We start from the raw sequence: 25925 nt of genomic DNA, 5'->3' as shown, positions 1-25925 counted from the left end.
CGTGATCGACGATGAAGGTCGGCATCCCCCGCGAGGTCAAGAACAACGAGTTCCGCGTGGCCATCACCCCCGCCGGTGTCCACGAGCTCGTCCGTAACGGCCACCAGGTCTTCGTCGAGCAGAACGCCGGTGTCGGCTCCTCGATCACGGACGCCGAGTACGTCGCCGCGGGTGCCGAGATCCTCGGCACCGCCGACGAGGTCTGGCAGACCGCCGACCTGCTGCTGAAGGTCAAGGAGCCGGTCGCGGAGGAGTACCACCGTCTCCGCAAGGACCAGACCCTCTTCACCTACCTGCACCTGGCGGCCTCCCGCGAGTGCACGGACGCCCTGCTGGAGTCCGGCACCACCGCCATCGCGTACGAGACGGTCGAGCTCGCGGGCCGCGCGCTCCCGCTGCTCGCCCCGATGTCCGAGGTCGCGGGCCGCCTGGCCCCGCAGGTCGGCGCCTACCACCTGATGCGCTCGGCCGGCGGCCGCGGCGTGCTCCCCGGCGGCGTCCCCGGCACCCACGCCGGCGAGTGCGTGGTCATCGGCGGCGGCGTCTCCGGCTGGAACGCCGCGCAGATCGCCATCGGCATGGGCTTCCACGTGACCCTGCTCGACAAGGACATCAACAAGCTCCGCGAGGCCGACAAGATCTTCGGCACGAAGATCAAGACGATCGTCTCCAACGCCTACGAGCTGGAGAAGGCCGTCATCGAGGCCGACCTGGTCATCGGCGCGGTCCTGATCCCGGGTGCGAAGGCCCCCAAGCTGGTCACCAACGAGCTCGTCGCCAAGATGAAGCCCGGAAGTGTCCTTGTCGACATTGCGATCGACCAGGGCGGCTGCTTCGAGGACTCCCGTCCGACCACCCACGCCGAGCCGACCTTCCAGGTCCACAACTCGGTCTTCTACTGCGTCGCCAACATGCCGGGCGCCGTGCCGAACACCTCCACCTACGCCCTGACGAACGCGACCCTGCCGTACATCGTGCAGCTCGCGAACCTCGGCTGGGTCGAGGCGCTGCGCCGTGACCCGGCGCTCGCGCTGGGCCTCAACACCCATGACGGCAAGGTCGTTTACGGTCCGGTCGCCGAGGCCCACGGCCTCGAGGTCCTGCCGCTGAACACGCTGCTCGGCTGAACCGTCAACGACTGACGTCAATCTCACGTCTCCGGCCGGACCTTGCCCGCAAGGTCCGGCCGGAGGTGTTTGAGCGGTGCGCGGGGAGCCCGTTCAACTCGCCTCGAACGTAACCCTTTAACCCTTTCGCACACCCGCGAAACTTCGTAGTGACAGCTCGTACGCCCTTGACAGAGTGGTGTTCGCTTGCCGACACAACGCGGCGGGTCCGGCGGATTGTGTTGCCGCTGAGTGGTGACACGCCATAGAGTCGCCAACCGTCGGCATGGTGCCACGCTGACCTATCGATAAGTGTCCTGGTCACGTCCGAGGAGGTAAGACGACTTGTGAATGAGTCGACATTTGCTCCTGGGGGTGGTCGAGCAGGAACGCCAGAGCGGGGCCGAGGTCCCGCCGGGGCCGGGCCTGTCGGCTCCGTCGCAGTCCGCACCTTCGCAAACCACCAGCACATGACGACGCCCCAAAAGAGCATGGACGGCCTAGACGTGAACTCCAGGGCCGGCGACCCGAGCGGCGAACAGCCCGTGGGACTCGCCGACTACGACCAGGTGCCCGAAGGGCACTTCTACGACCCCGACGCGGAGTACGAGCCCGACCCCGAGTACGCGGCCACTCTCGCCCCCGACGCTGCCCGCCAGCGCCGCGAGCGGATCGGCCCGACCGGACGGCCGCTGCCGTACTTCCCGATCCCGGGCCCGCTGACCGACCACGGTCCCGCGACGATCATCGCGATGTGCAACCAGAAGGGCGGCGTGGGCAAGACCACGTCGACCATCAACCTGGGCGCCGCGCTCGCCGAGTACGGGCGACGGGTGCTGCTCGTCGACTTCGACCCGCAGGGCGCGCTGTCCGTGGGCCTCGGCGTCAACCCGATGGAACTCGACCTGACGGTCTACAACCTGCTCATGGAGCGGGGCATGTCGGCCGACGAGGTGCTGCTCAAGACGGCCGTTCCCAACATGGACCTGCTGCCGAGCAACATCGACCTGTCCGCAGCCGAAGTGCAGTTGGTCAGCGAGGTCGCGCGCGAGTCCACGCTCCAGCGGGCGCTCAAGCCGCTTATGCAGGACTACGACTACATCGTGATCGACTGTCAGCCCTCGCTCGGTCTGCTGACCGTGAACGCCCTGACGGCGGCTCACAAGGTCATCGTCCCGCTGGAGTGCGAGTTCTTCGCACTGCGCGGGGTGGCGCTGCTGACCGAGACCATCGAGAAGGTGCAGGAGCGGCTCAACCCCGAGCTGGAGCTGGACGGCATCCTCGCCACGATGTACGACTCCCGTACGGTGCACAGCCGTGAGGTGCTGGCTCGCGTCGTCGAGGCGTTCGACGACCACGTCTACCACACGGTCATCGGCCGCACGGTGCGCTTCCCGGAGACCACGGTCGCCGGTGAGCCGATCACCACGTACGCCTCCAACTCCGTCGGCGCCGCCGCCTACCGCCAGCTGGCCAGGGAGGTGCTCGCCCGGTGTCCCGCCGAGTGAGTCTGCCCGGAGCCGACGAACTGTTCCGTACGACCGGGGGGACGGCACTGCAGTCGTCCTCGCCGAGGCGGGGCGCGGAGGAGCCTTCGCCTCCCCCTTCCGCCCCGGCTGCGCAGGAGCCGGCGGTGGGCGCGCAGCGGCGGCCGCAGGAAGGTTCTGCCACCGCCGCCGGGGCGTCCTCGCCCCGGTCCGGCAAGGGGCAGGGCCGGGGCGCGAACCGGCGCCCGAGCGGGCGTGAGCGGCACGACGAGAAGATCACGGTCTACGTCTCCGCGGAGGAGCTGATGGACCTGGAGCACGCGCGGCTGGTGCTGCGCGGGGAGCACGGCCTGGCGGTCGACCGCGGCCGCATCGTCCGCGAGGCGGTGGCGGTGGTCCTGGCCGACCTGGAGTCCCGCGGCGACGCCAGCATCCTGGTCCGCCGCCTCCGCGGCCGCTGACCTCCCACGGCCCCGGCCCTTCACCCGGGTCGCGAGCCGCCGGGCGGCGCGGGGTGAGCCCTGCCGGACCGAGCGGCAACCCCTGAGCCCCCGCACGTCCGCCGCACGCCGGCCGTCTTGCGGCCCGCGCCGGGCGCCAGTCCCACGACGGGGTCCACCTGCGCGACACCGCACGCCCACGGCCGTGGCGGTTGCGCCGCCCGCCCTGGCCTCCGGCCGGTGATGCCGTTCGGTCTGCCCGACACCGCACGTCCACGGGCCCGCGCCGGCCACCGGGGCAGGGCGCGCCGGTTGCGTCCGCCGAGACGGCCGTCCAGGCCACCGGGCCGCGATGCTGCCCCGTCTGCGCGGCGCGCCGTGCGTCTTCGGGCCGACCCCGCCGGTCAGGCAGCGGTCGGGGCGGCGGGGGACGGGTGGGGGCGGACCCGGCGCCACGCGGTGTACGGCGCTGTGTCGGCCGGGCGGGAGGGGGTGGGGCGGTGGTTAGGCTGCTGGCACGGCCATACCCCTACCGCCACGAACCTGGACCCCGATGCCCTCTCCCGCCGAATCCGGCCGCCCGACCCGTCGCCACCTGGGACGCGGCCCGGGCTCCGCTGCCCCGGCGGCCGGGCAGGTGGGCGGTCCGCAGGGCCCCGAGGCGGCGGATCCGGTGGTCCGGGCTGCGGGGTCCGAGGGGGACGGCCGGCGGCCCCCGGACGGGCAGGGGGCACCGGAGGACGGGGGATCCGGGTCGCAGGGCCGGGCTGCCGGGTCTCGCGACGGCCGGCCGGCCGGTGGACAGCCGGCCGAGGGACAGCCGGCCGGGGGGCGGTTCACCCTGAGGCTGGCGAACTTCGAGGGGCCATTCGATCTGCTGCTCCAGCTGATCTCCCGGCACAAGCTCGACGTCACCGAAGTCGCCCTCTCCCAAGTTACCGACGAGTTCATGGCGTACATCCGGGCCATGGGCCCCGACTGGGACCTCGACCAGACCAGCGAGTTCCTCGTCGTCGCCGCGACCCTGCTCGACCTCAAGGCCGCCCGCCTGCTCCCCGCCGCCGAGATCGAGGACGAGGCCGACCTCGCCCTGCTCGAAGCCCGGGACCTGCTCTTCGCCCGGCTGCTCCAGTACCGGGCGTACAAACAGGTCGCCGCGCTCTTCCAGGACTGGGCCCGCGACGAGGGCCGGCGGTACCCCCGTACCGTGGGACTGGAGCCCCACCACGCCGAGCTGCTGCCCGCGGTCGTCATCAGCATCGGCACCGACGGCTTCGCCCGGCTCGCCGTCCAGGCCATGCGGCCGCGCGCCGAGCCCCAGGTCTACGTCGAGCACATCCACGCCCCGCTCGTCAGCGTCCGCGAGCAGGCCGGCCTGGTCGTCGCCCTGCTCAAGGCCCGCGGCGAGGCCACCTTCCAGGAGCTCACCGAGGGCGCCCCCGACACCCTCACCGTCGTCGCGCGCTTCCTGGCCCTGCTGGAGCTCTACCGCGAGAAGGCGGTGGTCCTCGACCAGGAGCAGGCCCTCGGGGCGCTCACGGTGCGCTGGAGCGGCGGGGACGGGGACGGCATGCCGAGGGTGACGGACGAGTTCGACCAGATCGTGGAGGCGAAGGAATGACCGAGGTGGCCGAGGGGGCCGACGTGGTGGCCGACGTGGCCGGGCTCGCGCTCAAGGGCGCCCTGGAGGCCGTCCTCATGGTCGTGGACGAGCCCGCGACCGAGGAACACCTCGCCAAGGTGCTGGAGCGCCGGCCGCGCGAGGTGGCGGACGCGCTGCGCGAGCTCGCCGACGAGTACACCGTCCAGCGGCGCGGATTCGAGCTGCGCCCCGTCGCCGGGGGCTGGCGCTTCTACAGCCGGGCCGAGTACGCCCCGGCGGTCGAGGCCTTCGTACTGGACGGTCAGCAGGCCCGTCTCACCCAGGCGGCCCTGGAGACCCTGGCCATCGTCGCGTACCGCCAGCCGGTGAGCCGTTCGCGGGTCTCGGCGGTCCGCGGGGTCAACTGCGACGGGGTCATGCGGACCCTGCTCCAGCGCGGTCTGGTGGCCGAGGCGGGGACGGAACCCGAAACAGGTGCGATCCTGTACAGGACGACGAACTACTTTCTGGAGCGGATGGGCCTGCGCGGCCTGGACGAGCTCCCGGAGCTCGCGCCCTTCCTCCCCGAGGCGGACGCGATCGAAGCCGAGACGCAAGAGGGTGTTCCGTCGTTCGATCCGGATGCACCGGATACCGATGAAGACGACAAGACGACGGAACTTTGATGCGAAGCAGCGGTAACGGCAACGGCGGCGGCAACAGGAACAGCGGCGGCGGTGGTGGCGGGCGCGGGAACTCCCGCGGCGCCGGCTCCGGCGCGGGCGGTGGCTACCGCGGTGGCAGCTCCGGAGGCTCCGGCGGCGGTGGCTACCGCGGTGGCGGCTCCGGCGCGGGCGGTGGCGGTGGCTACCGGGGCGGCGGCTCGGGCTCGGGTTCGGGCGCGGGCGGTTTCCGCGACCGTGACCGTGACCGCGACCAGGCGCCCCAGCGTCCGCGCAACCCCCGCCCCGAGGAGCGGCGCTACGACGTCGGCCCCGAGGGCGAGCGGTCGGGCCGCAGCGGCCCCAAGGCGGGCGGCGGCGGTGCCCGCGGCGCCTCCGACGGCGGCCGGGGCGGTTCGGGCGGTGCCCGCGGCGCGGCCGCGCGCGGTGGCGCCAAGGGCGGCCCCAAGACCTCCAAGACGCCCGGCATCGGCGGGGCTGGCGGCCCGCGTCGTGGTCCCGGCAGCCGCAGCGGCCAGTCGCGCCCCCGCGAGCTGGACGCGCGGATCGAGGAGCGCGTGCGCGACCGGTACGCCGACAAGCCCGTGATCAAGACCCCGAAGACCTTTCCGGGAGCCGAGGAGGAGGGGGAGCGCCTGCAGAAGGTGCTCGCCCGCGCCGGCATGGGCTCGCGCCGCGCCTGCGAGGAGCTGATCGAGCAGGCCCGCGTCGAGGTCAACGGCGAGATCGTGCTGGAGCAGGGCAAGCGCGTGCAGCCGAAGGACGAGATCAAGGTGGACGGCCTGACCGTCGCCACCCAGTCGTACCTGTTCTTCGCGCTGAACAAGCCCGCCGGTGTCGTGTCCACCATGGAGGACCCGGACGGCCGCCAGTGCCTCGGCGACTACGTCACCAACCGCGAGACGCGGCTGTTCCACGTCGGCCGGCTCGACACCGAGACCGAGGGCATCATCCTGCTCACCAACCACGGTGAGCTGGCCCACCGCCTCACGCACCCCAAGTACGGCGTGCAGAAGACGTACGTCGCCTCCATCACGGGCGCCCTGCCCCGGGACATCGGCAAGCGCCTCAAGGACGGCATCGAGCTGGAGGACGGCTATGCCCGCGCCGACAACTTCCGCGTGCTCGACCAGGTCGGCAAGAACTACCTCGTCGAGGTGACCCTCCACGAGGGCCGCAAGCACATCGTCCGCCGCATGCTGGCGGAGGCCGGCTTCCCGGTCGACAAGCTCGTGCGCACGTCGTTCGGGCCGATCGAGCTGGGCGACCAGAAGTCGGGCTGGCTGCGCCGCCTGACCAACACCGAGGTCGGCATGCTGATGCGCGAGGTCGGTCTGTAGTCCGTCCCGTTACGAGGTCCTGCGCGCAGAGCCTCGCCGAGAACCCGCGGTGCCTTCGGGCGCCGCGGGTTCTTGCGTTCCCCTTCCGTTCGCGGCGTGCCGTGTTTATAGTCATTGTGACTATAAAGGGAGGGGGGCAGTCATGGGCTGGAACACGAGCTGGACCGAGGTCCTCGGATCGGCCACGGGCGCCTTGTGCGTCTGGCTGGTGGCCCGGCAGCACATCGCCAACTGGCCGATCGGCATTGCCAACAACGTCTTCTTCATCGTGCTGTTCGCCCGGACCGGCCTCTATGCCGACGCCGGACTGCAGATCGTCTTCATCGCCCTCGCCGCGTACGGCTGGTGGTCCTGGACCCACGGGGGTGGACCAGGAACCGCCCGGGCCCTGCCGGTGCGCCGCACCACGCGCGCCGAATGGGCCGCGCTCGCCGCGGCGGGGGCGGTGGGGGTGCTCGGTCTGACCCTGCTGCTCGGCAGGGTCACCGACTCCACCGTCCCGTTCTGGGACGCGCTGACCACCGCACTGTCCCTCATGGCCACCTACGGGCAGTGCCGCAAGCTCCTGGAGTCCTGGTGGCTGTGGATCGCCGCCGACCTCGTCTACATCCCCCTGTACGTCTACAAGGGGCTCTACCTGACCTCCGTCCTCTACGGCGGCTTCCTGCTCCTGTGCGTGGCCGGGCTGGCGGGCTGGCGCCGCGAGCTGCCGGGCCGCGGCACCCGCGGGGCCGTGGAGGCGACGGTATGAGTGCCACGAGCGGTACGGCCGGCGGGAAGCGGTACGGGCACGGGCTGGTGCTGGGCAAGTTCTATCCGCCGCACGCCGGCCACCACCACCTGGTGCGCACCGCCCAGGACCAGTGCGAGCGGCTGACCGTCCTGGTCTGCGCGGCCTCCGTCGAGTCGGTGCCGCTGGCGGACCGGGTCGCGTGGCTGCGCGAGGAACACCCGGGTGCGCAGGTGGTGGGCGCGGTCGACGACGTCCCGGTGGACCTGCACGACCCCGCGGTCTGGGAGGCGCACATGGCGATCTTCCGGGCCGCGGTGCCCCGGCGCGTGGACGCCGTCTTCACCTCGGAGGCGTACGGGGGCGAACTCGCGCGGCGGTTCGGCGCGCAGGAGGTCCTCGTGGACCGGGAGCGGACGCTGTTCCCGGTGTCGGGTAAGGCCGTACGCGCCGACCCGGCCGGCTGCTGGGAGTTCCTCGGCCCCGGCGTCCGGGCCGCCCTGACCCGGCGGGTCGTCGTCCTGGGCGCCGAGTCCACGGGCACCACGACCCTGTCCCGGGACCTCGCGGCCCACTACCGGCGGCGCGGCGGGGTGTGGTCGAAGACCGGCTGGGTCGCCGAGTACGGGCGCCGCTACAGCGAGGAGAAACTCGCGGCGGCGCGGGCCGTGGACCCGGACGCCTCCTGGGCTGACGTGTCCTTCGCGTCCCGGGAGTTCCCGGTGATCGCCCGCCGCCAGGACGCGCAGGAGGAGCACGCCGCTCGGCTGGGCTCGCCGGTGCTGTTCTGCGACACCGACTCCTTCGCCACCGGGATCTGGCACGAGCGGTACCTGGGGACCCGCAGCGAGGAGACCGAGAAGATCGCCGCCCTGACCCGGCGGGACCTGTACCTGCTGACGGACGACGCGGACGTGCCGTTCGAGGACGACGGCCTGCGCGACGGAGAACACCTGCGGCCCTGGATGACCGGCAGGTTCCGGGAGGAACTGGAGCGGACCGGCAGACGTTTCCTGGTCGTGCGCGGCGATCGCGAGGCGCGGCTGGCGGCGGCCGTGACTGCGGTCGACGAACTGCTGGCCGAGGGCTGGTACTTCGCGGACCCGCTGCCAGAGAACGTCCGGCTGCCCGGCACGGGGGAGGCGTGAACACGGCCTACGACCCCCGCGCCTTCGAGCCGTTCGCCGTGACCGTCGACCTCGCTGTGTTCACCGTACGGGCCGGCGCCCTGCACGTCCTGCTGATCCGGCGCGGCCAGGAACCGTACGCGGGTGCCTGGGCGCTCCCCGGCGGTTTCATACTGCCCCGGGAGTCGGCCGAGACGGCCGCGCGCCGGGAACTCGCCGAGGAGACGGGCCTGTCACCCGCCCTGGTGGCAGCCCTGCACCTCGAACAGCTGCGCACCTACAGCGAACCCGGCCGGGACCCCCGGATGCGGGTGGTGTCGGTGGCGTTCACCGCGCTGGTCCCCGACATGCCCGAGCCCGCGGCGGAGGGCGGCGGTGACGCCGACCGGGCGCGGTGGGTGCCCGTGGACGGGGCGGCCGGCCTGGCGTTCGACCACGCGGTGATCCTCTCCGACGCCCGCTCCCGGGTCGGCTCGAAGCTGGAGTACACCTGCCTGGCCACCGCGTTCTGCCCGCCCGAGTTCACCCTCGGCGAGCTCCAGGCCGTCTACGAGACCGTCTGGGACACCGCCCTGGACCGCCCCAACTTCCGCCGCAAGGTCCTGGCCACGCCCGGCTTCGTCGAGGCGGTTCCCGGAGCCGCCCGGCTGACCGGTGGCCGGGGCAAACCGGCCGCGCTCTACCGCCCCGGGCCGGCGACGGTCCTGCACCCGCCCTTGCTCCGCCCCACGGAAGGACACCCGCGATGACGCAGACGACCACCGCGACGCAGGCCAAGGCCCCCTCGGCCAAGCGCGCCGCGACCGGCGCCCTGATGGGCCTGGCCCTGGGCGACGCCCTGGGCTTCCCGACGGAGTTCCACGACGTGCCGTCGATCCTCGCCAAGACCGGCCCCTGGCGCGAGATGCGGCTGCCCCGCCCGGCGCTCATCACGGACGACACCCAGATGACACTGGCGCTGGCGCGCGGCATCCGGACGGCGACGGAGCGCGGCCCGATCGGCCCGCTGCGGCTGACGCGTCCGGTCCGGGAGGAGTTCGTCGACTGGTACCACTCCCCGGAGAACGACCGGGCCCCCGGCAACACCTGCCTGCGGGCCTGCCGGCTGCTGGACGAGCCGCAGCGGGACTGGCGCGAGGCCAGCCAGACCGGCTCAAAGGGCTGCGGGGCGAACATGCGGGTGGCGCCGGTGGGCCTGGTGCCCGGCTGGACGCAGGAGGAGCGGGCGGGAGCGGCCCAGTTGCAGTCGGCCCTCACGCACGGCCACCCGACGGCGCTCGCGGCCTCCGACCTGACGGCGTACGCCGTCCACCTGCTGGCGCGGGGTACGGAGCCCACGGGACTCGTCGGCCTGCTCCGCTCCTACGCCCTGGACCACCGCACCCGCTACCACGAGCGCTGGCTCGGCGACCTGTGGATGCGCACGGGGTCGGACGCCACCCCGGAGTCCTTCGTCGCGCGCGGCTGGGACGAGTGCCTCACCGCCCTGAACCACCTCGCCACGGCCCTGCGCGAGCCGTCCCCGGAGACGGACCCCTGTCTCACCACCGGCGACGGCTGGATCGCCGAGGAGGCCCTCGCCACCGCCCTCCAGTGCTTCCTCCTCTTCCCGGAGGCCCCCCTGACGGCCCTGCGCCGCGCGGCCTGCACCAAGGGCGACTCGGACTCGATCGCCTGCCTCACCGGCGCCTTCGCCGGCGCGCACCTGGGCGCCGGCGCCTGGCCCGCGGACTGGCAGAGCCGGATCGAACACCGCGACGAACTCCTGGGGTTCGGCTCCCTCTGGGACGCCTGACTGCGTTCATGACACCGGGCAGCAGCACATGGCCAGTCCCGGCCCCGGTGCCGTGGTCGCGTCAGCCCGGCACGGTCAGTGAGTGACATCGCTGCCGGAGCCGATCCCCTGGTAGTCGGGGGTGAGCGCTGCGGCGATGTCCTCCTCGTCCTCGTAGGTCCGGCGGACCGCCGCCTCCAGCAGACGCAGCTGCCGGTCCAAAGGCTCCTGGCGTCCGCGTGGTGCCAGGCTCTTGAGGTCATCGATCAAGGCGCACACGCGCCGGGTGACCTGCGGGGTGGAGCAGCCCGCGAGCCGGATCTCGTCCAGTGCCAGGCGGACGTAACCGTCCCAGGTGAGACTTCGGGTGATCACCCGGACCGCGCCGTCCTCGTCGCAGTGGCGGCCCGAGGGGAAGGACCGGCACGCGAGCTGGCGCAGGCAGTCGTGCACCCGGTCGATCGACTGGACGGCGGTGGTGGGGTCGTTGAAGGGCTGGGCGATGCTGCGCTCGGCGATGTCGACCAGCTTGCGGATGCCGTAGGCGCAGTCGTCCTCGTGCGTGCGTTCGTCGCCGAGGTGGACCGCGTGGCGAAGTGCGCTCTGGTCGAGACGGCCGATCTCGCCGCGCACGCGGAAGAGCGGGCTGCCGGCGTGGACGAAGTCCCCCATCATCGGGACGGTCTCCAGCACGCAGTCGGCACGAGCGGCCAGCCGCACCAGCCGGACGAGGTCGAGACGGACGAGGATCCCCGGTGCGCCGGCGTTCGCCACGATGTGCCGCACGCCCGTCGCGGACGTCGGCGGCGCGTCGACGGTCTTCGGGCGCGGCGGCCCCGGCCGTTCCTGCGGCTCGACCGGATACAGGCGGTCGATCTCACGGTGGGTGTGGTCGCCGACCAGGTCGATGAGGCCGGCCGCCCGCAGCGAGCGGCTGGAGTGGTGGACGTACAGGACGAGACCGACGACGCTGGCCAGGACGAGTACGTACGCCGTGAGGACGGTCAGGCCGGGAACCCCGTCCGGACTCGCCCGGGTGTTGCGCATCGCCACGATGGCGAAGGCGAACGTGGCCGTGAACAGTCCCATGGCCCACTGGCTGACGCGGTCGTGCAGCAGGGCGGCCACGATCCGGGGCGAGAACTGCCCCATCGCGAGCTGCACCGTCACGGTGGTGATCGTGAGCACGAGGGGGATCAGGGTCGTCATCGTGGCGGCGACCGAGCTGAGGATCGAGTCGGCGGTCGAGGAGGTGCCCACCAGGCCGTTGTCCAAGAGGTGGTAGCCGCTGGCGCGGTCGATGGCCAGGGTGCCCAGGCACAACCCCACACCCGCGAACAGACAGGCCACCGGGATGACCCACATGCGCGAGCGCAGATAGGCGACGGCCCGCCCCGCCAGGCGTGCGGCGAGCATGTTCGGGTCCGGCATGCCGACTCCTCTGCCCGGGCGCCCCGCACGACGCGGAGAGGCCTTCCCGGAGTGGCTTCGTCAACCGCCCAATGTGGCTGTCCTTGTGCGGGTACCCGTAGCGGGGTGTCCCATTCGCGCGGTGGCCGAGGCGTGGCGGGCTCGGTGCAGGAAGTCGGATACGCGGGCGTGGTCCGGTTCGGCGGGGAGCGGCGTTTTGAGCAGGGCGGAGTCGCAGTCCCGGGTGAGGCGGGACATCCAGGCGTCCGTTTCCGCCCAGGCCAGTTCGCCGCGCCTGACCGCGAGGAGGCGGTCGCGGTGCGGGGTCACGTCGATCGTCAGGCGGCCCGTGCGCAGCAGGTCGCGGCAGGACAGGAGCAGGCGCAGCAGGTGCATGGCGTGCTTCCAGCGCGGGGCGCCGTGCGTGCGGACGTCCGAGAGGAGCTTGCGGTGCTGGCCGGCGGCGTAGCGGGTGAAGCTCGTGTGGGCCTGGCGCGAGAGGAAGGCCGGACGCAGAGAGATGAGCTCCTCGCCGAGCGGGGTGAGCCGTTCCACCAGGGGCGAGTGCAGGCACTCCAGGACGTTCGGATTGGCCCGCAGGGCGAGGTCGCAGAAACGTTCCAGCTCCCAGGAGAACTCCTCGTCCCGGGGCCCCGCGACATGGCTCGGCGGCTTCTCAAAGCGCCAGAACAGCGGCGTCGGGGCGAGGTAGACACCGCGCCGGTCGGTGTCGCTCGCCTCCGTCGCCAGGCCGAACGCCCGGGAGCCCATGACGCACGCGTAGACCGTGTGGTCGCGTACCAGGGCGAGGTGTTCTGCGGGCGCGGGCTCGTTCATCCCCGGAGCGTAGGCGGGGACGTGCCCCTACGCGAGGGAGATTTCGCCGTTCGGGGCCACGTTGATCTGCTGCTCCGGCAGCGGCCGGGTCGCCGGGCCGTGGGCCACCGCCCCGTCGGCGATCTTGAACTTGCTGCCGTGGCAAAGGCAGTCGATGGTGCCGTCCGCCACGGTGCCCACGAGGCAGCCCTGGTGCGTGCACACCGCCGAGAAGCAGCGGAACGAGCCCGCCGTGGGCTGGGTGACCACCAGCTTCTCGGCCTTGAGGATCGTCCCGCCGCCCACCGGGACGGACGAGGACGCGAGGAGCGGCTTGCCGGCGCCCCCGGAGGAGGGCGTGGGAGTGGCGGCGGGCTTGGGTGCCTCGGCGCTGGCGGACCCGGCCGCCGGCTTGTCGTTGCCGCCGCAGCCGGCCAGGGCGCCGCCCGCCAGGGCCACCGCCCCTGCCGCCAGGACCGTGCGCCGCGCGGTGGGTGTGGGCTCGCTCATGGGACGTTCTCCTCGCTTCGTGGCCGCTGGGCGAGCAGCATCCTGGCGTGCGACGGCTCCCGGGGAAAGCCCGCCGCGCCATGCTGTCCGACCTTGCCTCAGTTTCCCGGCCGCCATGGGGCCAGTGAGGCGGGACGGCCTGGTGTGCGTACGACCTCCCACACGTGGCCCACGGCGTCCCGGTTCAGCGGACCGTGGACGTGCGGGTAGAGGCCGCCGGAATCACCCTCACGGCGGACCTCCGGGAGCAGCGCCCCCTCGTCGAGTTCCACGGCCAGCAGGGTGCCGGGCGTCTCCCGGTAGTGGGACTCGACGATCGCCAGCGCGGTCGCACGGTCCGCCGAGCAGTGCACGAACCCCTCCGAGGCGAGCGAGGGCGGGGCGTACGGGAGATCGGGCGCGGCGGTCCAGTCGGCGAGCGGGACGATGTGGAAGATCATGCCGCCCGTTCTACCGCAGCGGGCGACGGGCCACGGCCCGACGGGGCTGGCTACCCTGAGTCAGGCCCGCAGTCACGCGATCACCCTGGAGCGCCCCGTGAGAACCGCCGTCGTCATCGGAACCGGACTGATCGGCACCTCCGCGGCGCTCGCCCTGACCGCCCGGGGGATCACCGTCCACCTGGTCGACCACGATCCGGCGCAGGCCCGTACGGCCGCCGCCCTGGGCGCGGGTACCGACGAGCCCCTCGAAGGCACGGTCGACCTCGCGATCGTGGCCGTACCCCCCGCCCACGTCGCGGCGGCACTGGCCGACGCGATCGGGCGCGGCCTCGCCCGGGCCTACGTGGACGTCGCGAGCGTCAAGGGCGGCCCGCGCCGGGAGCTCGCGGCACTCGGCGCGGACGTGTCGGCGTACATCGGCACGCACCCGATGGCCGGCAAGGAACGCTCGGGTCCGCTCGCGGCGACGGCGGACCTGTTCGAGGGCCGGCCGTGGGTGCTCACGCCCGCCCGGGACACCGACCACGAGGTGCTGAACCTGGCGCTGGAACTGGTGGCCCTGTGCCGTGCCGTCCCGGTGGTGATGGACGCGGACGCGCACGACCGGGCGGTGGCGCTCGTCTCGCACACCCCGCAGCTGGTGTCGAGCATGGTCGCGGCCCGGCTGGAGGAGGCGGACGAGACGGCGGTCCGGCTGTGCGGGCAGGGCATCCGGGACGTGACGCGCATCGCGGCCTCCGACCCGGGGATGTGGGTGGAGATCCTGTCAGCCAACCCGGGGCCGGTGGCCGACGTACTGGCCGGGATCGCCGCCGACCTGGAGGAGACGGTGGAGGCCCTGCGCGGACTCCAGTCCGGCGACGAGGCGAAGCGGCGGGGCGGGGCGGCCGGCATCGAGGACGTACTGAGGCGGGGCAACGCCGGCCGGGTCCGGGTCCCGGGCAAGCACGGGGCGGCGCCCATGGCGTACGAGACGGTCGGGGTGTTCATCAGCGACAGCCCCGGCGAGCTGGCGCGGATCTTCGCGGACGCCGGCCGGGCCGGGGTCAACATCGAGGACGTCCGGATCGAGCACGCGACCGGCCAGCAGGCGGGCCTCGTGCAGCTGATGGTGGAGCCGCGGGCCGTGGCCGCCCTGGAGGCCGAGCTGCGCGAGCGCGGCTGGGCCCTGCGCCAGCAGTAGCGCACGGGCCGCGCGGGGACCGTGGGGCGCCGCCCGGGAGGCCGGGCTCCGGACGGGGCGGTGGGGGCGCTGGAAATGCCCGGTAACCTGGGGGAGGGGCGCTCTTTGGCGCGCCCGGACACGTACGCGCAACCAGGAAGGTGCCCGCACCGTGGAAACCGCAGCTCCGGCCGCCGTGATCGTCGCCATCGACGGTCCCTCCGGCACGGGCAAGTCCAGCACGTCCAAGGCCGTGGCCGCGAAGCTCGGCCTGCGTTACCTGGACACCGGTGCCCAGTACCGGGCCATCACCTGGTGGATGATCACCAACGGGATCGACACCGACGACCCCCAGGCGATAGCGCTCGCGGCCGGCAAGCCCGCCATCGTGTCCGGCACGGACCCGGGCGCGCCCACCATCACCGTCGACGGCCTCGACGCCTCCGGCCCGATCCGCACCCAGGAAGTCACCTCCAAGGTCAGCGCGGTCAGCGCCGTGCCCGAGGTGCGCGCCCTGATCACCGACCTCCAGCGTTCCATCGCCGCCGAGGCCGCCCAGGACGCCGAGGGCATCGTGGTCGAGGGCCGGGACATCGGGACCACCGTCCTGCCCGACGCCGACCTCAAGGTGTTCCTCACCGCCTCCGCCGAGGCCCGCGCCGCCCGCCGCAACGGCGAGCTGCGCGGCAAGGAGGCCACCGACCTCGCGGCGACCAAGGAAGCCCTGGTCAAGCGGGACGCGGCCGACTCCGGGCGCAAGACCTCCCCGCTGGCCAAGGCCGCCGACGCCGTCGAGGTGGACACCACCGAACTGACGCTGGAGCAGGTCATCGAGTGCGTGGTCACCCTGGTGGAAGAGAAGCGGACGGTACGCAGGTGAGCGATACGCCCTCCCTCAAGGGTGCGGCGATCGGGCGGCGGATCGGCATCGGCCTGATGTACGGGCTGTGGAAGCCGCGCGTACTGGGCGCCTGGCGGGTGCCCGCCACGGGCCCCGTGATCCTCGCCGTGAATCACTCCCACAACATAGACGGCCCCATGGTCATGGGCACCGCGCCGCGGCCGCTGCACTTCCTGATCAAGAAGGAAGCGTACGTCGGCCCCCTCGGCCCCTTCCTGGACGGGATCGGGCAGGTGAAGGTGGACCGCAGCGGAACCGACCGGACCGCCGTCGGCCGCGCGCTCGGCGTCCTGGACAACGGCGGCGCGCTCGGGATCTTCCCCGAGGGCACCCGCGGCGACGGCGACTTCGCCTCGCTCCGCGCCGGCCTCGCCTACTTCGCCGTGCGCAGCGGCGCGCCCATCGTGCCCGTCGCCGTCCTCGGCAGCACCGAGAGCCGCGGCAGGCTGGTGAAGGGGCTGCCGGCGTTCAAGAGCCGGGTGGACGTCGTCTTCGGCTCCGCCTTCGACGCCGGGGACGGCACCGGCCGCCGCACGCGCACCGCGCTGGACGGCGCCACCCTACGCATCCAGGACCGGCTGACCGCCCACCTGGCCGACGCCAAGCGCCTCACCGGGCGCTGAGCGAGACTTGACCTAGTAGTGGAACCGCGCTGCGCGGTTGCCACCGATCACCACGGACGACGAGGAACGGACTTCATGAACGACCAGCACGACCACGGAGCACTTGGCGACGCCGAGTACGCGGAGTTCATGGAGCTCGCCGCGGAGGAAGGCTTCGACCTCGAAGACGTCGAAGGCGCGATCGAGGAGGCCGGCCACGGCCCGCTCCCCGTCCTCGCCGTCGTCGGCCGTCCCAACGTCGGCAAGTCGACCCTGGTGAACCGCATCATCGGCCGTCGCGAGGCGGTCGTCGAGGACAAGCCCGGCGTCACCCGCGACCGCGTCACCTACGAGGCCGAATGGGCCGGCCGCCGGTTCAAGGTCGTCGACACCGGCGGCTGGGAGCAGGACGTCCTCGGCATCGACGCGGCCGTCGCCGCCCAGGCCGAGTACGCCATCGAGACCGCCGACGCGGTCGTCTTCGTCGTGGACGCCAAGGTCGGCGCCACCGACAGCGACGAGGCCGTCGTCAAGCTGCTGCGCCGGGCCGGCAAGCCCGTCGTGCTGTGCGCCAACAAGGTCGACGGCCTCAGCGGCGAATCCGACGCCGCTTCCCTGTGGTCCCTCGGCCTCGGCCTGCCGCACCCGGTGTCCTCCCTCCACGGCCGCGGCACCGGCGACATGCTCGACGCAGTGCTCGACGCGCTGCCCGAGGCGCCCGCCCAGACCTTCGGCAACGCGCCCCTCGGCGGGCCGCGCCGCATCGCGCTGATCGGCCGCCCCAACGTCGGCAAGTCCTCCCTCCTGAACAAGGTCGCGAAGGAGGACCGCGTCGTCGTCAACGAGCTGGCCGGCACCACCCGCGACCCGGTCGACGAGCTGATCCAGCTCGGCGGCGTCACCTGGAAGTTCGTCGACACCGCCGGCATCCGCAAGAAGGTCCACCTCCAGCAGGGCGCCGACTACTACGCCTCCCTGCGCACGGCCGCCGCCGTCGAGAAGGCGGAGGTCGCGGTCATCCTGATCGACTCGACCGAGACCATCAGCGTCCAGGACCAGCGCATCATCACGATGGCCGTCGAGGCCGGCCGTGCCATCGTGATCGCTTACAACAAGTGGGACGAGCTCGACGAGGAGCGCCGCTACTACCTCGAGCGCGAGATCGAGACCGAGATGCAGCAGGTCTCCTGGGCGCCCCGGGTGAACGTCTCGGCGCTCACCGGCCGCCACATGGAGAAGCTGGTCCCGGCGATCGAGACCGCCCTCGCCGGCTGGGAGACGCGCGTCCCCACCGGCCGGCTGAACGCCTTCCTCGGCGAGGTCGTCGCCGCGCACCCGCACCCGATCCGAGGCGGCAAGCAGCCCCGCATCCTGTTCGGCACCCAGGCGGGCAGCAAGCCGCCGCGGTTCGTCCTCTTCGCCTCCGGCTTCCTGGAGCACGGCTACCGGCGCTTCATCGAGCGCCGCCTGCGCGAGGAGTTCGGCTTCGAGGGCACCCCGATCCACATCTCGGTCCGGGTGCGCGAGAAGCGCGGCGCGCAGTACAAGAAGAAGAAGTAGGCGTACGCGGTGACGTACCGCCGGGGTCAGTAGCCCCGGCGCGGAGCGGGCGGCAGGGCCGCCGGGATGTGGTGCATCCCGGTCTGGTGCTGCCGCCCGCTGCCGTCGGCCTCGTATCCGTCGCCCGTGCTCCCCGCGTACGCGTACGCGGGCTGCGGCAGCTGCTGGGGGGCCGGGGAGTACGCGGGCTGCCAGGCGTCCGCCGGCTGCCAGGAGGAGCGGGCCCAGCCGCCGCCGTACGAGCTGCCGCCGTTGCCGGAGACGCCGGTGTGCGAGAGGCCGGTGTGCGAGAAGCCGGTGGTGGTGGCGCCGTAGGAGAACGAGGTGAAGCCCAGGTGCTCCTCGCCCGTGCGGTCGCCCGGGAGCGCACGGAACGCTCGTAGGTACTCCGAGTACAGCAGGTCGTAGATCGGGGTGTGCGAGGCGGCCGGAGCGGCGTCCCGGTCCCGTGAGGTGCGCATCGGGGGGATGCTGCTCGGATAGGACGGGGCGCGGGAGGGGTCGTATGAATGCACGTATCAGCCAACGAACCCGAAGCCCTGCGGATGCGGCCTGACCGGGGCGAAAACGCAGCTCGCCGCCGGGTCCCGGCACGCGCACGGCTGCCCGGCCCCTCGGGAAAGGGGCCGGGCAGCCGCCGGGACCGGGAGGGACGCGGGCGTCAGGCGCCGGGCGTACCGGCCAGGGGCATCGACGCGGCGACCAGCTGGCCGTCGGCCGCGGCCTTGTCGAGGGCGTCGCGGAGCAGGTCCTCGCGGGGCTGCTGGCCGATGGAGCCGACCGGGGCGGCGTAGACGAGGACCCGCTGGGTCTTGTTGACGGCGGCCCTCCAGCCGTCGGTGACGGAGAGCGCCTGGTGCGCCTGCCACCAGTGGATCGGGCTGCCGCCCTGCGGGCCGGGCTGGAGCACCGCGTGCAGCTGGCCGGCGGCGAGCAGCACCGACCAGCCGTGCAGCGGGGAGGGCAGCTCGCTGGTGTCGGTGACGGGGATGAAGCCCTGCTCGATGAGGAGCGGCAGGAAGTCGTCGCCGGGGCCGGTCGAGCCGGGACGGGCGATCGGCGCGGTCGGCTCGACCACCAGCGCGGGGTGCAGCTCGCCGCCGATCAGGACCAGGCCGCTGGTGATGCCGAGGACGGCCTGGCCACCGGGCGCGGTCTGCGGGGCCTCGCCGGGCGCGGGAGCGGGCACGGAGGGCGACGGCGCCGGGCTGTCGCCCGTGATGGAGCGGACGGCGCCCTGGAGCTGCTCCTCGGAGACCGAAACCACCTGCGAGGGGATGCAGTTGGCGTGCGCGAAGGCGAGTACCGCGGTCTCCTCGCCGACGAACAGCACCGTGCTGGTGGGTTCGCGCTCGGGGTCCCCGGGGGTGCGGCAGGAGGTGCAGTCGTAACTGCCCGGCGCGTCGTCGCCGACGAGCAGCCTGTCGGCTTCTTCGTCACCGATCTCGGCACGTACCTCATCACTGACGTCGAGCATGCGCGGCACGGGGTGGCTCCTCGGACTAGGCGAGCGGGCGCCGGGGGGGTCCCGGCTCGCCGGGCACAACGCCGCAGTGGTGTGCGGGGTCACGCCGTTTGAGGGAACGGAATCGAACCGGCCACCCGGGAGGGTGAACCGCCCCGCGGGTGCTTCTGATTCGTGGCAACTGTGGGCCGGTTGGGTCCAGTTGGTGGTCGAAGCTGTCCGTTTCGGGGGGTGGGTGCGGGTCGGCCGTCCGGGTGGGGTGCGGAGGTGCGCCGCGTGGCGGGGCGGGACGGCACGGGGGCGTGCGTAGCGTGACCCGATGCGCAACCTCCGGACCTGGTGGGCCGCGGCGGCGACCGGCAGCGCCGCCGCGCTGGTGTTCGTGCTCCCCTCCCGTGGGGTCGCGGCCGCGCCGCCGCCGGCGCCCGGGCCCGCGGTGGCGGTGGCGCAGCCCGGTTCGCCCGGTCCCCCCGGGGTGATCGGGCGGGGGCCGGGGGACTGCGGGCCGGGCGGGACATGGCCCTGGGACTGCGTGGCCGACTGCGAGAGCAGCGGGCGGTGGTCGGTCAACACGGGCAACGGGTTCTACGGGGGGCTGCAGTTCCGGCAGTCGACCTGGGAGGAGTACGGGGGGCTCGTCTTCGCGCCGAGGGCCGATCTGGCGCGGCGTGAGCAGCAGATCCGGGTGGGGGAGGACGTGCTGGGCACCCAGGGGTGGGAGGCGTGGCCGGTGTGCGCGAAGCGGTACGGGCTGGCGGGGCGGATGCACGTGGTGCGGGAGGGTGAGTCGCTGGACTCGATCGCGCGGCGCCGGGGGGTGGTGGGGGGCTGGAGGGCGCTGTACGAGGCGAACCGGGGGGTGATCGGGGGGAGGCCGGAGGCGCTGGCGGTGGGGGTGATGCTGGTGTTGCCGGCGGCTCCGTCGACTGCTCCACCGGTTGCTCCGTCGACTGCTCCGCCGGTTGCTCCGCCGGTGGCTTCGCCGGGCGGGGCGGCTTCGGCGGGGCCGGCTCCGCGCCTCAAACGCCGGCGGGGCTGAGGTACCGGGGCTCCGCCCCGGACCCCGCGCCTCAAACGCCGGCGGGGCTGGAGAGGGCGGCGGTAATGAACGGGGTCGGCGGGGGTGGGGAGGGCGGCGGGTGGGCGGGAGAATTCGGGGATGCTTGATACTTCCGCGCGGTTGTTGCGTTTGTTGTCGCTGTTGCAGGCTCACCGGGAGTGGACCGGGGCCGCCTTGGGGGAGCGGCTCGGGGTGACGCCGCGGACCGTTCGACGGGACGTGGAGCGGCTGCGGGAGCTCGGGTACCCCGTCAACGCAACTCCCGGCACCGGTGGCGGGTACCAGCTCGGGGCCGGGGCGGAGCTGCCGCCGCTGCTGCTCGACGACGACGAGGCGGTCGCGGTGGCCGTCGGCCTGCGCACCGCCGCCGGGAACGGCGTCGAGGGGATCGGGGAGGCCTCCGTACGGGCCCTGGCCAAGCTGGAGCAGGTGCTGCCGTCCCGGCTGCGCCGAAGGGTCTCCGCGCTCAACGAGTTCACCGTTCCCATGCTGAGGGGGCCCCAGGGCCCCACCGTCGACCCCGCCGTCCTCACCGGGCTCGCCGCCGTCTGCCGGGACGGCGAGCGGCTGCGCTTCGGCTACCGCGACCACGACGGCACCGTCACCCGCCGCACCGTGGAACCCCACCGGCTGGTGTGTACCGAGCGGCGCTGGTACCTCGTCGCCTGGGACCTCGACCGGGAGGACTGGCGGACCTTCCGGGCCGACCGGATCGAACCCCGGCCCCCGCACGGCCCCCGCTTCACCCCCCGCCCGCCCCCGGCCGAGGACCTCGCCGCGTACGTCTCCCAGGGCGTGTCCCAGCGCGCGTACGCCGCCCGGGCCCTGGTACGGCTCAAGGTGCCGGCGGAGGAAGCCGCCCGGACCGTCGGGCCGAGCGACGGGGTCCTGGAGCCGGTCGACGAGCGGAGCTGTCTGCTGCGCACCGGGGCGGTGAACCTCGACGTCGTGGTGATTCACCTCATGATGCTCGGCTGTGAGTTCGAGGTGGTCGAGCCCGTGGAGCTGAACGAACGGATCCGGCGCCTGCGGGACCTTCTCGACCGGTCCGTGAAGGAGAAGTGAGGAGAAGTGAGAGGAACTGAGGGGAAGTGAGGAGAAGCGCGCGTGGAATTGCCGCGGTAATTCCGAAGATCCCGGCCGGACATGAGGGAATCACCTTCCGGCCCCCGCATTTCCCGGTGGGGAACTGTCGACAATCCGTGACACAAGCGTGACCCGGTACGGAGGAACGTCCTGGCGCCGGGGTGACGGGCTGGGTATATGAACGACAACGGCGGGCCGGTTCGGTGAACCGGCCCGCCGTTGCGGTGCCGTGGTGCGGGGTGGTCGTGCGTACCGTCCCGCGAGGGGTCGGGCGGCTCAGCCGCCCGCGACCGGGCGGGCCGCCGTGCTCCGGGCTCCGGCCCGTTCGGTGTGCGCCGGACGGCGGCTGCCGACCGGGGTGACCGGAGTGCGCTCGGACCGGATGACGTGCGGCCGGGCGGCGCCGTGCGCGACGGTCCGCGGCGCGGGGGCGTGGCCGCCGGCCGGGGCGTCGGCGGTGCGCCGCAGCTGCCACTTGCCGCCCGCGGAGACCAGCGGGATGAGCGCGGCGGCGACCGGCTCGGAGACCTGTCCCTCCTCCAGGCGGCTGCGCAGCCGCTCGCGCAGCTCGAAGACGTAGGCCTCGGTCCGGGCGATCAGCGGCTCGAACCAGGGCAGGGCGAGCAGCACCAGCAGACCGGCGGACCAGCCGAGCAGTACGTCGCTGACCCAGTGGGTGCCGAGGTAGACGGTGGTGGCGCCGACGCTCAGCGAGACGATGGCCGAAACCAGTGAGAGCACCCGCCGGGTGACCACGGTGGAGGCCAGGTAGGCCAGGATCCCCCAGGTGACGACGGCGTTGGCGGTGTGGCCGGAAGGGAATATATCGCCGCCCGCGAAGAGCTCGGCGGAGCCGATCTGGGTGGCGTAGTGCGGACCGAGCCGCCCGAGGCCGAGCTTCACGGAGCCCACGGTGATGTTCAGCAGCAGCAGAGCCACGCCGAGCGTGATCAGGGGCCGGAGCGTGTGCTGGCGCCAGGAGCGCCAGCCGAGCCAGGCCGCGACCATGACGGCGGTGGGCCCGCGCTGACCCAGGACCACGAGGTAGTCGAGGAAGGCGTGCAGCTGCGGCCACTGCTCGTAGGGCCGGAAGAACATGATCTGCCAGTCCAGCCGGACCAGCCAGGACGTGGTCAGTACGGCCACCACGATCGCGATGTAGAAGGCGAGGGTCGATGCCAGGAGCACGACGCGATGCCGGCTCATCCGCGGGGTTTGCAGATGGGCCGGTCGCTCTGGTTCCCGGTCCAGCCGGGCGAAGACCCGCTCCAGACGGGTCAGGATTTGGTCGGTACGCACTCAATCGACGTTACCGCGCGGCGAAGGGCGGCCCGGGCGAATCGCGGGCTTTGTGATGACCATGTGATGTGGAGTTGGTCTCACGCGGTACTTAATTCCCGTTATTCCGGCAGTGGTTGGAACTCGCGCGCGGTAATTGTCTGCACACTTACTCGCAGTTTATCGCCGCCGCTCGATCACTTTGCTCAAACATGGATCGGAATGATCCATTCCGTGATCACCCCGCCGGTCCGCGGCCCTTACGGGGGCCCCGACCCGTTCAGCCAGAAGGCCCCGTACACCGCCGACACCAGGGCCAGTGCACCCGGCACGGCGCCCGCCCGCCCCGTCCGCCACTCGGCCAGAGCCGCCGCCACCGGAAGCAACAGCGGGAAGGCGGGCAGCAGCAGCCGCGGCTTGGAGCCGAAGTACCCGGACGCGCACAGCGCCAGCGCCACCACGATCCCGCAGTACACCAGCAGGGCGGCGGGCTGGCGCTGCCGGACGCACAGCCCGTACAGCCACAGCACCAGCAGCACCCCGGCGACCAGCCCCACACCGGCGGGGAACGCCGGCGACGCCAGGCGGGCCCCGATGAACCGGGCGAAGGCCAGGCCCCCGTCGAAGCCGTTGCCCCAGCCGGCCTGCACGTCCAGGTAGCCGAGCAGTCCGGTCCCCGTGCGCGCGCCGACCCACAGGACGTACGCCGCCGCGCCCAACGGGGCCAGCAGGACCCCGGCCGCCATCCGCCAGGACCGCTCGCCGCGCCGCACGGCAGACGCGGCCGCCACCCACACCGCCGCGACCACCGCGGCGCCGACCGGGCGGGTCAGTCCCGCCCCGGCCGCGAGCAGGCCGGCCGTCAGCCACCGCCCGCGCAGCGCCCCGTACAGAGCCCAGGCGGCCAGCGCGGTGAACAGCGACTCGCTGTACGCCATGGACTGCACCACGGCGACGGGCAGGGCCGCCCACAGCGCCACCGCCAGAACCCCGGCCCGGCGCCCGTAGAGGTGGGAGGCGACGGCGAAGATCCCCCAGGCCGCCGCGAACCCCGCAACCGCCGACACCACCAGGCCCGCGGAGCCGTACGACAGACCGGTGGGCGCGGCGACGAGCCGCTCCAGCCAGGGCAGCAGCGGGAAGAACGCCAGGTTGGAATGGACGCCGCCGTTCGGCAGGACCACCTCGTACCCGTAGCCCTCGACGGCGATGCGGGCGTACCAGAGCGAATCCCAGCGCGCCGAGAGCAAGGTGTGCGGGCTGCTGCCGGCCGCCGCGCACCACACGGCGAGCACGGCCAGCCCGAGCAGCCGTATCGCCGCGAACGCGGTCAGAGCGGGCGCGGCCCGGCGCAATACGAGGTCTTTCACGGGGACGATTATCGACGCGCCGCGCGGGGGCCCCGGACCGCAACCCCGGACGGCCGCCGTGCGTGCAAGGAGAGGGGAGAAGCGGAGTGGCACACACCACAGGGAGGCCGTCGGGGCGATGAGAGCTTGACCACGTGTCGGACGGACGAACTCGCGTACGCTGACCCTTCACTCGCGCGAGTCGATGCCGGACCCCGCAGGACGCCGCAAGCGCACCACCCTCCGCGGCTCCACAAGACGCTGGTCCGCCGGGTGCGAGGGATCATCTGGGAGGTACATGCATGTCGGGGACGAACACGACCGGCGACGGTGAGCGCCCTCCGGTTTCCCCCGCCGCTGCCTGGCAGCGGATCAGCGCCGTCTCCGGCGGGACCAACCGCTGGCTGGTGCTGGGCGTGCTGTGCGTGAGCCTCGTGCTGGTCGCGCTCGACGCGACGATCCTGCACGTCGCCGTCCCCTCCGTCACCGAGGACCTGCGCCCCGGGGCGATGGAACTCCTGTGGATCGTCGACGCCTACCCCCTGGTGTGCGCGGCGCTGCTGATCCTCTTCGGCACCCTCGGCGACCGGGTCGGACGCCGCCGCATACTCCTGTGCGGCTACGGACTCTTCGGCGTCGCCTCCGCGATCGCGGCCCTGGCCGACAACGCGCAGGTCCTGATCGCCGCGCGCGCCCTGCTCGGGGTCGGCGGCGCGATGATCATGCCGGCCACCCTGTCGATCCTGCGCCAGGTCTTCCCCGACCGGCGGGAGCGGGCGCTCGCCATCGGGATATGGACCGCCGTCGCCGCGATCGGCGCGGCGAGCGGACCGGTGCTCGGCGGGTTCCTCGTCCAGCACTTCTGGTGGGGTTCGGTCTTCCTCATCAACATCCCGCTGATGGCACTGATCCTCCCGGTCGGCCGCTGGCTGCTGCCCGAGTCGAAGGGCTCCGCCGACGGGCCCTGGGACGTGCTGGGTGCGCTGATGGCGGCCGGCGGCGTGCTCGGGGCGGTGCTCGGGGTCAAGCGGCTCGGCGCGGAGCGGGCGCTCGCCGACCCGCAGGCGCTGCTGCCGCTGGCGCTCGGCGTGGCGCTGCTCGTGCTGTTCGTGCGGCGCCAGAGGCGGCGGGCCCACCCGCTGATCGACATGCGGATGTTCTCCCGCGCCGCCTTCTCGACGTCGGTCGGCTGCATCGTGCTGGCCATGCTGGCGCTGGTGGGCCTGGAGCTGATCGCCGTCCAGTACCTCCAGCTGGTGCTGCACCTGAGCCCGCTCCGGACGGGCCTGCGGCTGCTGCCGCTGACCTTCGCCGCCATGGCCGCCGGCGCGACCGGCTCGTACACGCTCCAGCGGATCGGGCCGCGCACGATGGTCTCGCTGGGCTTCGTGCTGACCGCCTGCGCGGTGCTGCTGCTGACGCTGATGGGCCAGCAGGACCGGCCGGTGCTGCTGACGGTCGGGTTCGTGCTGCTGGGCTTCGGGCTCCAGACGACGCTGTTCGCGGCGTACGAGTCCATGCTCAATGAGGTGCCGGCGGCCAAGGCGGGCGGGGCCGCCTCAATAGGGGAGACCTCGTACCAGCTCGGCGCGGGCATGGGCATCGCGCTGCTGGGGAGCGTGATGAACGCCGCGTACGCTCCGGGGCTGACGCAGGTACCGGGCGTGCCGGCCGGCGACTCGGAGAACGCGGCGCACTCCCTGGGCGAGGCGTACCGGATCGCGGCGCGGCTGGGCGGGGCGGCGGGGGAGTCGCTGTACGCGGCGGCGCGGAACTCGTTCGTGCACGGGCTGCACGTGACGCTGCTGGTGAGCGCGGGGCTGCTGTTCGTCGGGGCGGTGATGGCGTTGAAGCTGCCGAGGGTGATGGAGTGCGGTGAGCCGTCGGGCGAGGCGGTGCGGGTGCCGCCGCAGGGCCGCCAGGCCGGCGCGCAGGCCGAGTGCGACGCGGCGGGGCGCCGGGCCTGAGAGCGGCTCGAACGGAACGGCCGGCTCGCGAAGGGCCGGCTCGCGAA

The 25925-nt window shown here is 73.0% G+C and carries 24 protein-coding genes and 1 pseudogene; 17 read left to right on the top strand and 8 right to left on the bottom strand.

What is annotated here, in order from left to right:
* The first annotated feature begins 11 nt into the window (after positions 1 to 11).
* The 10 genes from ald (at position 12) to IE207_RS18720 (ending at position 10290) form a co-directional block, all read left to right on the top strand.
* Positions 12 to 1127 (top strand): alanine dehydrogenase, encoded by a 1116-nt coding sequence (ald, locus tag IE207_RS18765; RefSeq protein WP_190185377.1) that lies wholly within the window; start codon positions 12 to 14, stop codon positions 1125 to 1127.
* A 326-nt stretch (positions 1128 to 1453) separates the two neighbouring features.
* Positions 1454 to 2614, top strand: a complete 1161-nt coding sequence (locus tag IE207_RS18760) for a ParA family protein (RefSeq protein ID WP_373304730.1) — start codon at positions 1454 to 1456, stop codon at positions 2612 to 2614.
* Complete coding sequence (locus IE207_RS18755; RefSeq protein WP_190185376.1) at positions 2599 to 3054, top strand: hypothetical protein; 456 nt, start codon at positions 2599 to 2601, stop codon at positions 3052 to 3054. The genes IE207_RS18760 and IE207_RS18755 overlap by 16 nt, the downstream gene beginning before the upstream one ends.
* Before the next feature lie 532 nt (positions 3055 to 3586).
* A complete protein-coding gene (locus tag IE207_RS18750) occupies positions 3587 to 4654 on the top strand; it encodes a segregation and condensation protein A (protein WP_190185375.1) in 1068 nt (355 codons plus the stop codon).
* On the top strand, positions 4651 to 5301 hold the full coding sequence (scpB, locus tag IE207_RS18745; RefSeq protein ID WP_190185374.1) for an SMC-Scp complex subunit ScpB: 651 nt from the start codon (positions 4651 to 4653) through the stop codon (positions 5299 to 5301). Before IE207_RS18750 ends, scpB begins: the two co-directional genes overlap by 4 nt.
* Entirely contained in the window at positions 5301 to 6638 is a 1338-nt protein-coding gene (locus IE207_RS18740) for a pseudouridine synthase (RefSeq protein ID WP_190185373.1), read from the top strand. Before scpB ends, IE207_RS18740 begins: the two co-directional genes overlap by 1 nt.
* A gap of 142 nt (positions 6639 to 6780) precedes the next feature.
* A complete protein-coding gene (pnuC, locus tag IE207_RS18735; protein WP_190185372.1) occupies positions 6781 to 7389 on the top strand; it encodes a nicotinamide riboside transporter PnuC in 609 nt (202 codons plus the stop codon).
* Entirely contained in the window at positions 7386 to 8516 is a 1131-nt protein-coding gene (locus IE207_RS18730; protein ID WP_190185371.1) for an AAA family ATPase, read from the top strand. The genes pnuC and IE207_RS18730 overlap by 4 nt, the downstream gene beginning before the upstream one ends.
* Positions 8513 to 9244 carry an NUDIX hydrolase gene (locus IE207_RS18725; protein WP_190185370.1) on the top strand — a complete coding sequence of 244 codons (732 nt, stop codon included), beginning with the start codon at positions 8513 to 8515 and terminating at the stop codon, positions 9242 to 9244. Before IE207_RS18730 ends, IE207_RS18725 begins: the two co-directional genes overlap by 4 nt.
* Positions 9241 to 10290, top strand: a complete 1050-nt coding sequence (locus IE207_RS18720) for an ADP-ribosylglycohydrolase family protein (RefSeq protein ID WP_190185369.1) — start codon at positions 9241 to 9243, stop codon at positions 10288 to 10290. Before IE207_RS18725 ends, IE207_RS18720 begins: the two co-directional genes overlap by 4 nt.
* Positions 10291 to 10365: 75 nt before the next feature.
* Here IE207_RS18720 and IE207_RS18715 read toward each other — a convergent pair whose 3' ends face one another.
* The 4 genes from IE207_RS18715 to IE207_RS18700 form a co-directional block, all read right to left on the bottom strand.
* A complete protein-coding gene (locus tag IE207_RS18715) occupies positions 10366 to 11700 on the bottom strand; it encodes a DUF2254 domain-containing protein (RefSeq protein ID WP_229873808.1) in 1335 nt (444 codons plus the stop codon).
* Between the two features lie 60 nt (positions 11701 to 11760).
* Positions 11761 to 12516, bottom strand: coding sequence for a nucleotidyltransferase domain-containing protein (locus tag IE207_RS18710; RefSeq protein WP_190185368.1), 756 nt, complete (start codon positions 12514 to 12516; stop codon positions 11761 to 11763).
* Between the two features lie 27 nt (positions 12517 to 12543).
* Entirely contained in the window at positions 12544 to 13005 is a 462-nt protein-coding gene (locus tag IE207_RS18705) for a Rieske (2Fe-2S) protein (protein ID WP_190185367.1), read from the bottom strand.
* A 98-nt stretch (positions 13006 to 13103) separates the two neighbouring features.
* The gene (locus IE207_RS18700) at positions 13104 to 13445 is read right to left on the bottom strand and encodes a DUF952 domain-containing protein (RefSeq protein ID WP_190185366.1); all 342 of its coding nucleotides are present in this window, start codon (positions 13443 to 13445) and stop codon (positions 13104 to 13106) included.
* Between the two features lie 97 nt (positions 13446 to 13542).
* On the opposite strand from IE207_RS18700, the gene IE207_RS18695 reads away from it, so the two are divergent.
* The 4 genes from IE207_RS18695 (at position 13543) to der (ending at position 17673) form a co-directional block, all read left to right on the top strand.
* Positions 13543 to 14631 (top strand): prephenate dehydrogenase, encoded by a 1089-nt coding sequence (locus tag IE207_RS18695; protein WP_190185365.1) that lies wholly within the window; start codon positions 13543 to 13545, stop codon positions 14629 to 14631.
* 151 nt (positions 14632 to 14782) lie between these two features.
* Positions 14783 to 15490, top strand: a complete 708-nt coding sequence (gene cmk / locus IE207_RS18690; RefSeq protein WP_190185364.1) for a (d)CMP kinase — start codon at positions 14783 to 14785, stop codon at positions 15488 to 15490.
* Between the two features lie 56 nt (positions 15491 to 15546).
* Complete coding sequence (locus tag IE207_RS18685; RefSeq protein ID WP_190185427.1) at positions 15547 to 16134, top strand: lysophospholipid acyltransferase family protein; 588 nt, start codon at positions 15547 to 15549, stop codon at positions 16132 to 16134.
* 75 nt (positions 16135 to 16209) lie between these two features.
* A complete protein-coding gene (gene der, locus IE207_RS18680) occupies positions 16210 to 17673 on the top strand; it encodes a ribosome biogenesis GTPase Der (RefSeq protein WP_190185363.1) in 1464 nt (487 codons plus the stop codon).
* Between the two features lie 26 nt (positions 17674 to 17699).
* On the opposite strand, the gene IE207_RS18675 is transcribed toward der, so the two are convergent.
* Together IE207_RS18675 and IE207_RS18670 are read right to left on the bottom strand one after the other, a co-directional pair.
* Complete coding sequence (locus tag IE207_RS18675; protein ID WP_229873807.1) at positions 17700 to 18134, bottom strand: hypothetical protein; 435 nt, start codon at positions 18132 to 18134, stop codon at positions 17700 to 17702.
* A gap of 200 nt (positions 18135 to 18334) precedes the next feature.
* Complete coding sequence (locus IE207_RS18670; RefSeq protein WP_190185361.1) at positions 18335 to 19159, bottom strand: DUF8842 C-terminal domain-containing protein; 825 nt, start codon at positions 19157 to 19159, stop codon at positions 18335 to 18337.
* Between the two features lie 298 nt (positions 19160 to 19457).
* On the opposite strand from IE207_RS18670, the gene IE207_RS18665 reads away from it, so the two are divergent.
* The gene (locus IE207_RS18665) at positions 19458 to 20177 is read left to right on the top strand and encodes a LysM peptidoglycan-binding domain-containing protein (RefSeq protein WP_190185360.1); all 720 of its coding nucleotides are present in this window, start codon (positions 19458 to 19460) and stop codon (positions 20175 to 20177) included.
* A 120-nt stretch (positions 20178 to 20297) separates the two neighbouring features.
* A pseudogene (locus tag IE207_RS18660) lies at positions 20298 to 21251 on the top strand (helix-turn-helix transcriptional regulator); the annotation flags it as partial.
* A gap of 309 nt (positions 21252 to 21560) precedes the next feature.
* Here IE207_RS18660 and IE207_RS18655 read toward each other — a convergent pair.
* A complete protein-coding gene (locus IE207_RS18655; protein WP_190185358.1) occupies positions 21561 to 22583 on the bottom strand; it encodes a phosphatase PAP2 family protein in 1023 nt (340 codons plus the stop codon).
* A 239-nt stretch (positions 22584 to 22822) separates the two neighbouring features.
* Positions 22823 to 23932, bottom strand: a complete 1110-nt coding sequence (locus tag IE207_RS18650) for a glycosyltransferase family 39 protein (RefSeq protein WP_190185357.1) — start codon at positions 23930 to 23932, stop codon at positions 22823 to 22825.
* A 281-nt stretch (positions 23933 to 24213) separates the two neighbouring features.
* Here IE207_RS18650 and IE207_RS18645 point away from each other — a divergent pair, with 281 nt between their 5' ends.
* Positions 24214 to 25878 (top strand): MFS transporter, encoded by a 1665-nt coding sequence (locus IE207_RS18645; RefSeq protein ID WP_190185356.1) that lies wholly within the window; start codon positions 24214 to 24216, stop codon positions 25876 to 25878.
* The last annotated feature ends 47 nt before the right edge of the window (positions 25879 to 25925 follow it).

The sequence above is a fragment of the Streptomyces cirratus genome, from assembly GCF_014650775.1.
GTDB lineage: Bacteria > Actinomycetota > Actinomycetes > Streptomycetales > Streptomycetaceae > Streptomyces > Streptomyces cirratus.
This window is presented reverse-complemented; position numbering and strand designations above follow the sequence as displayed.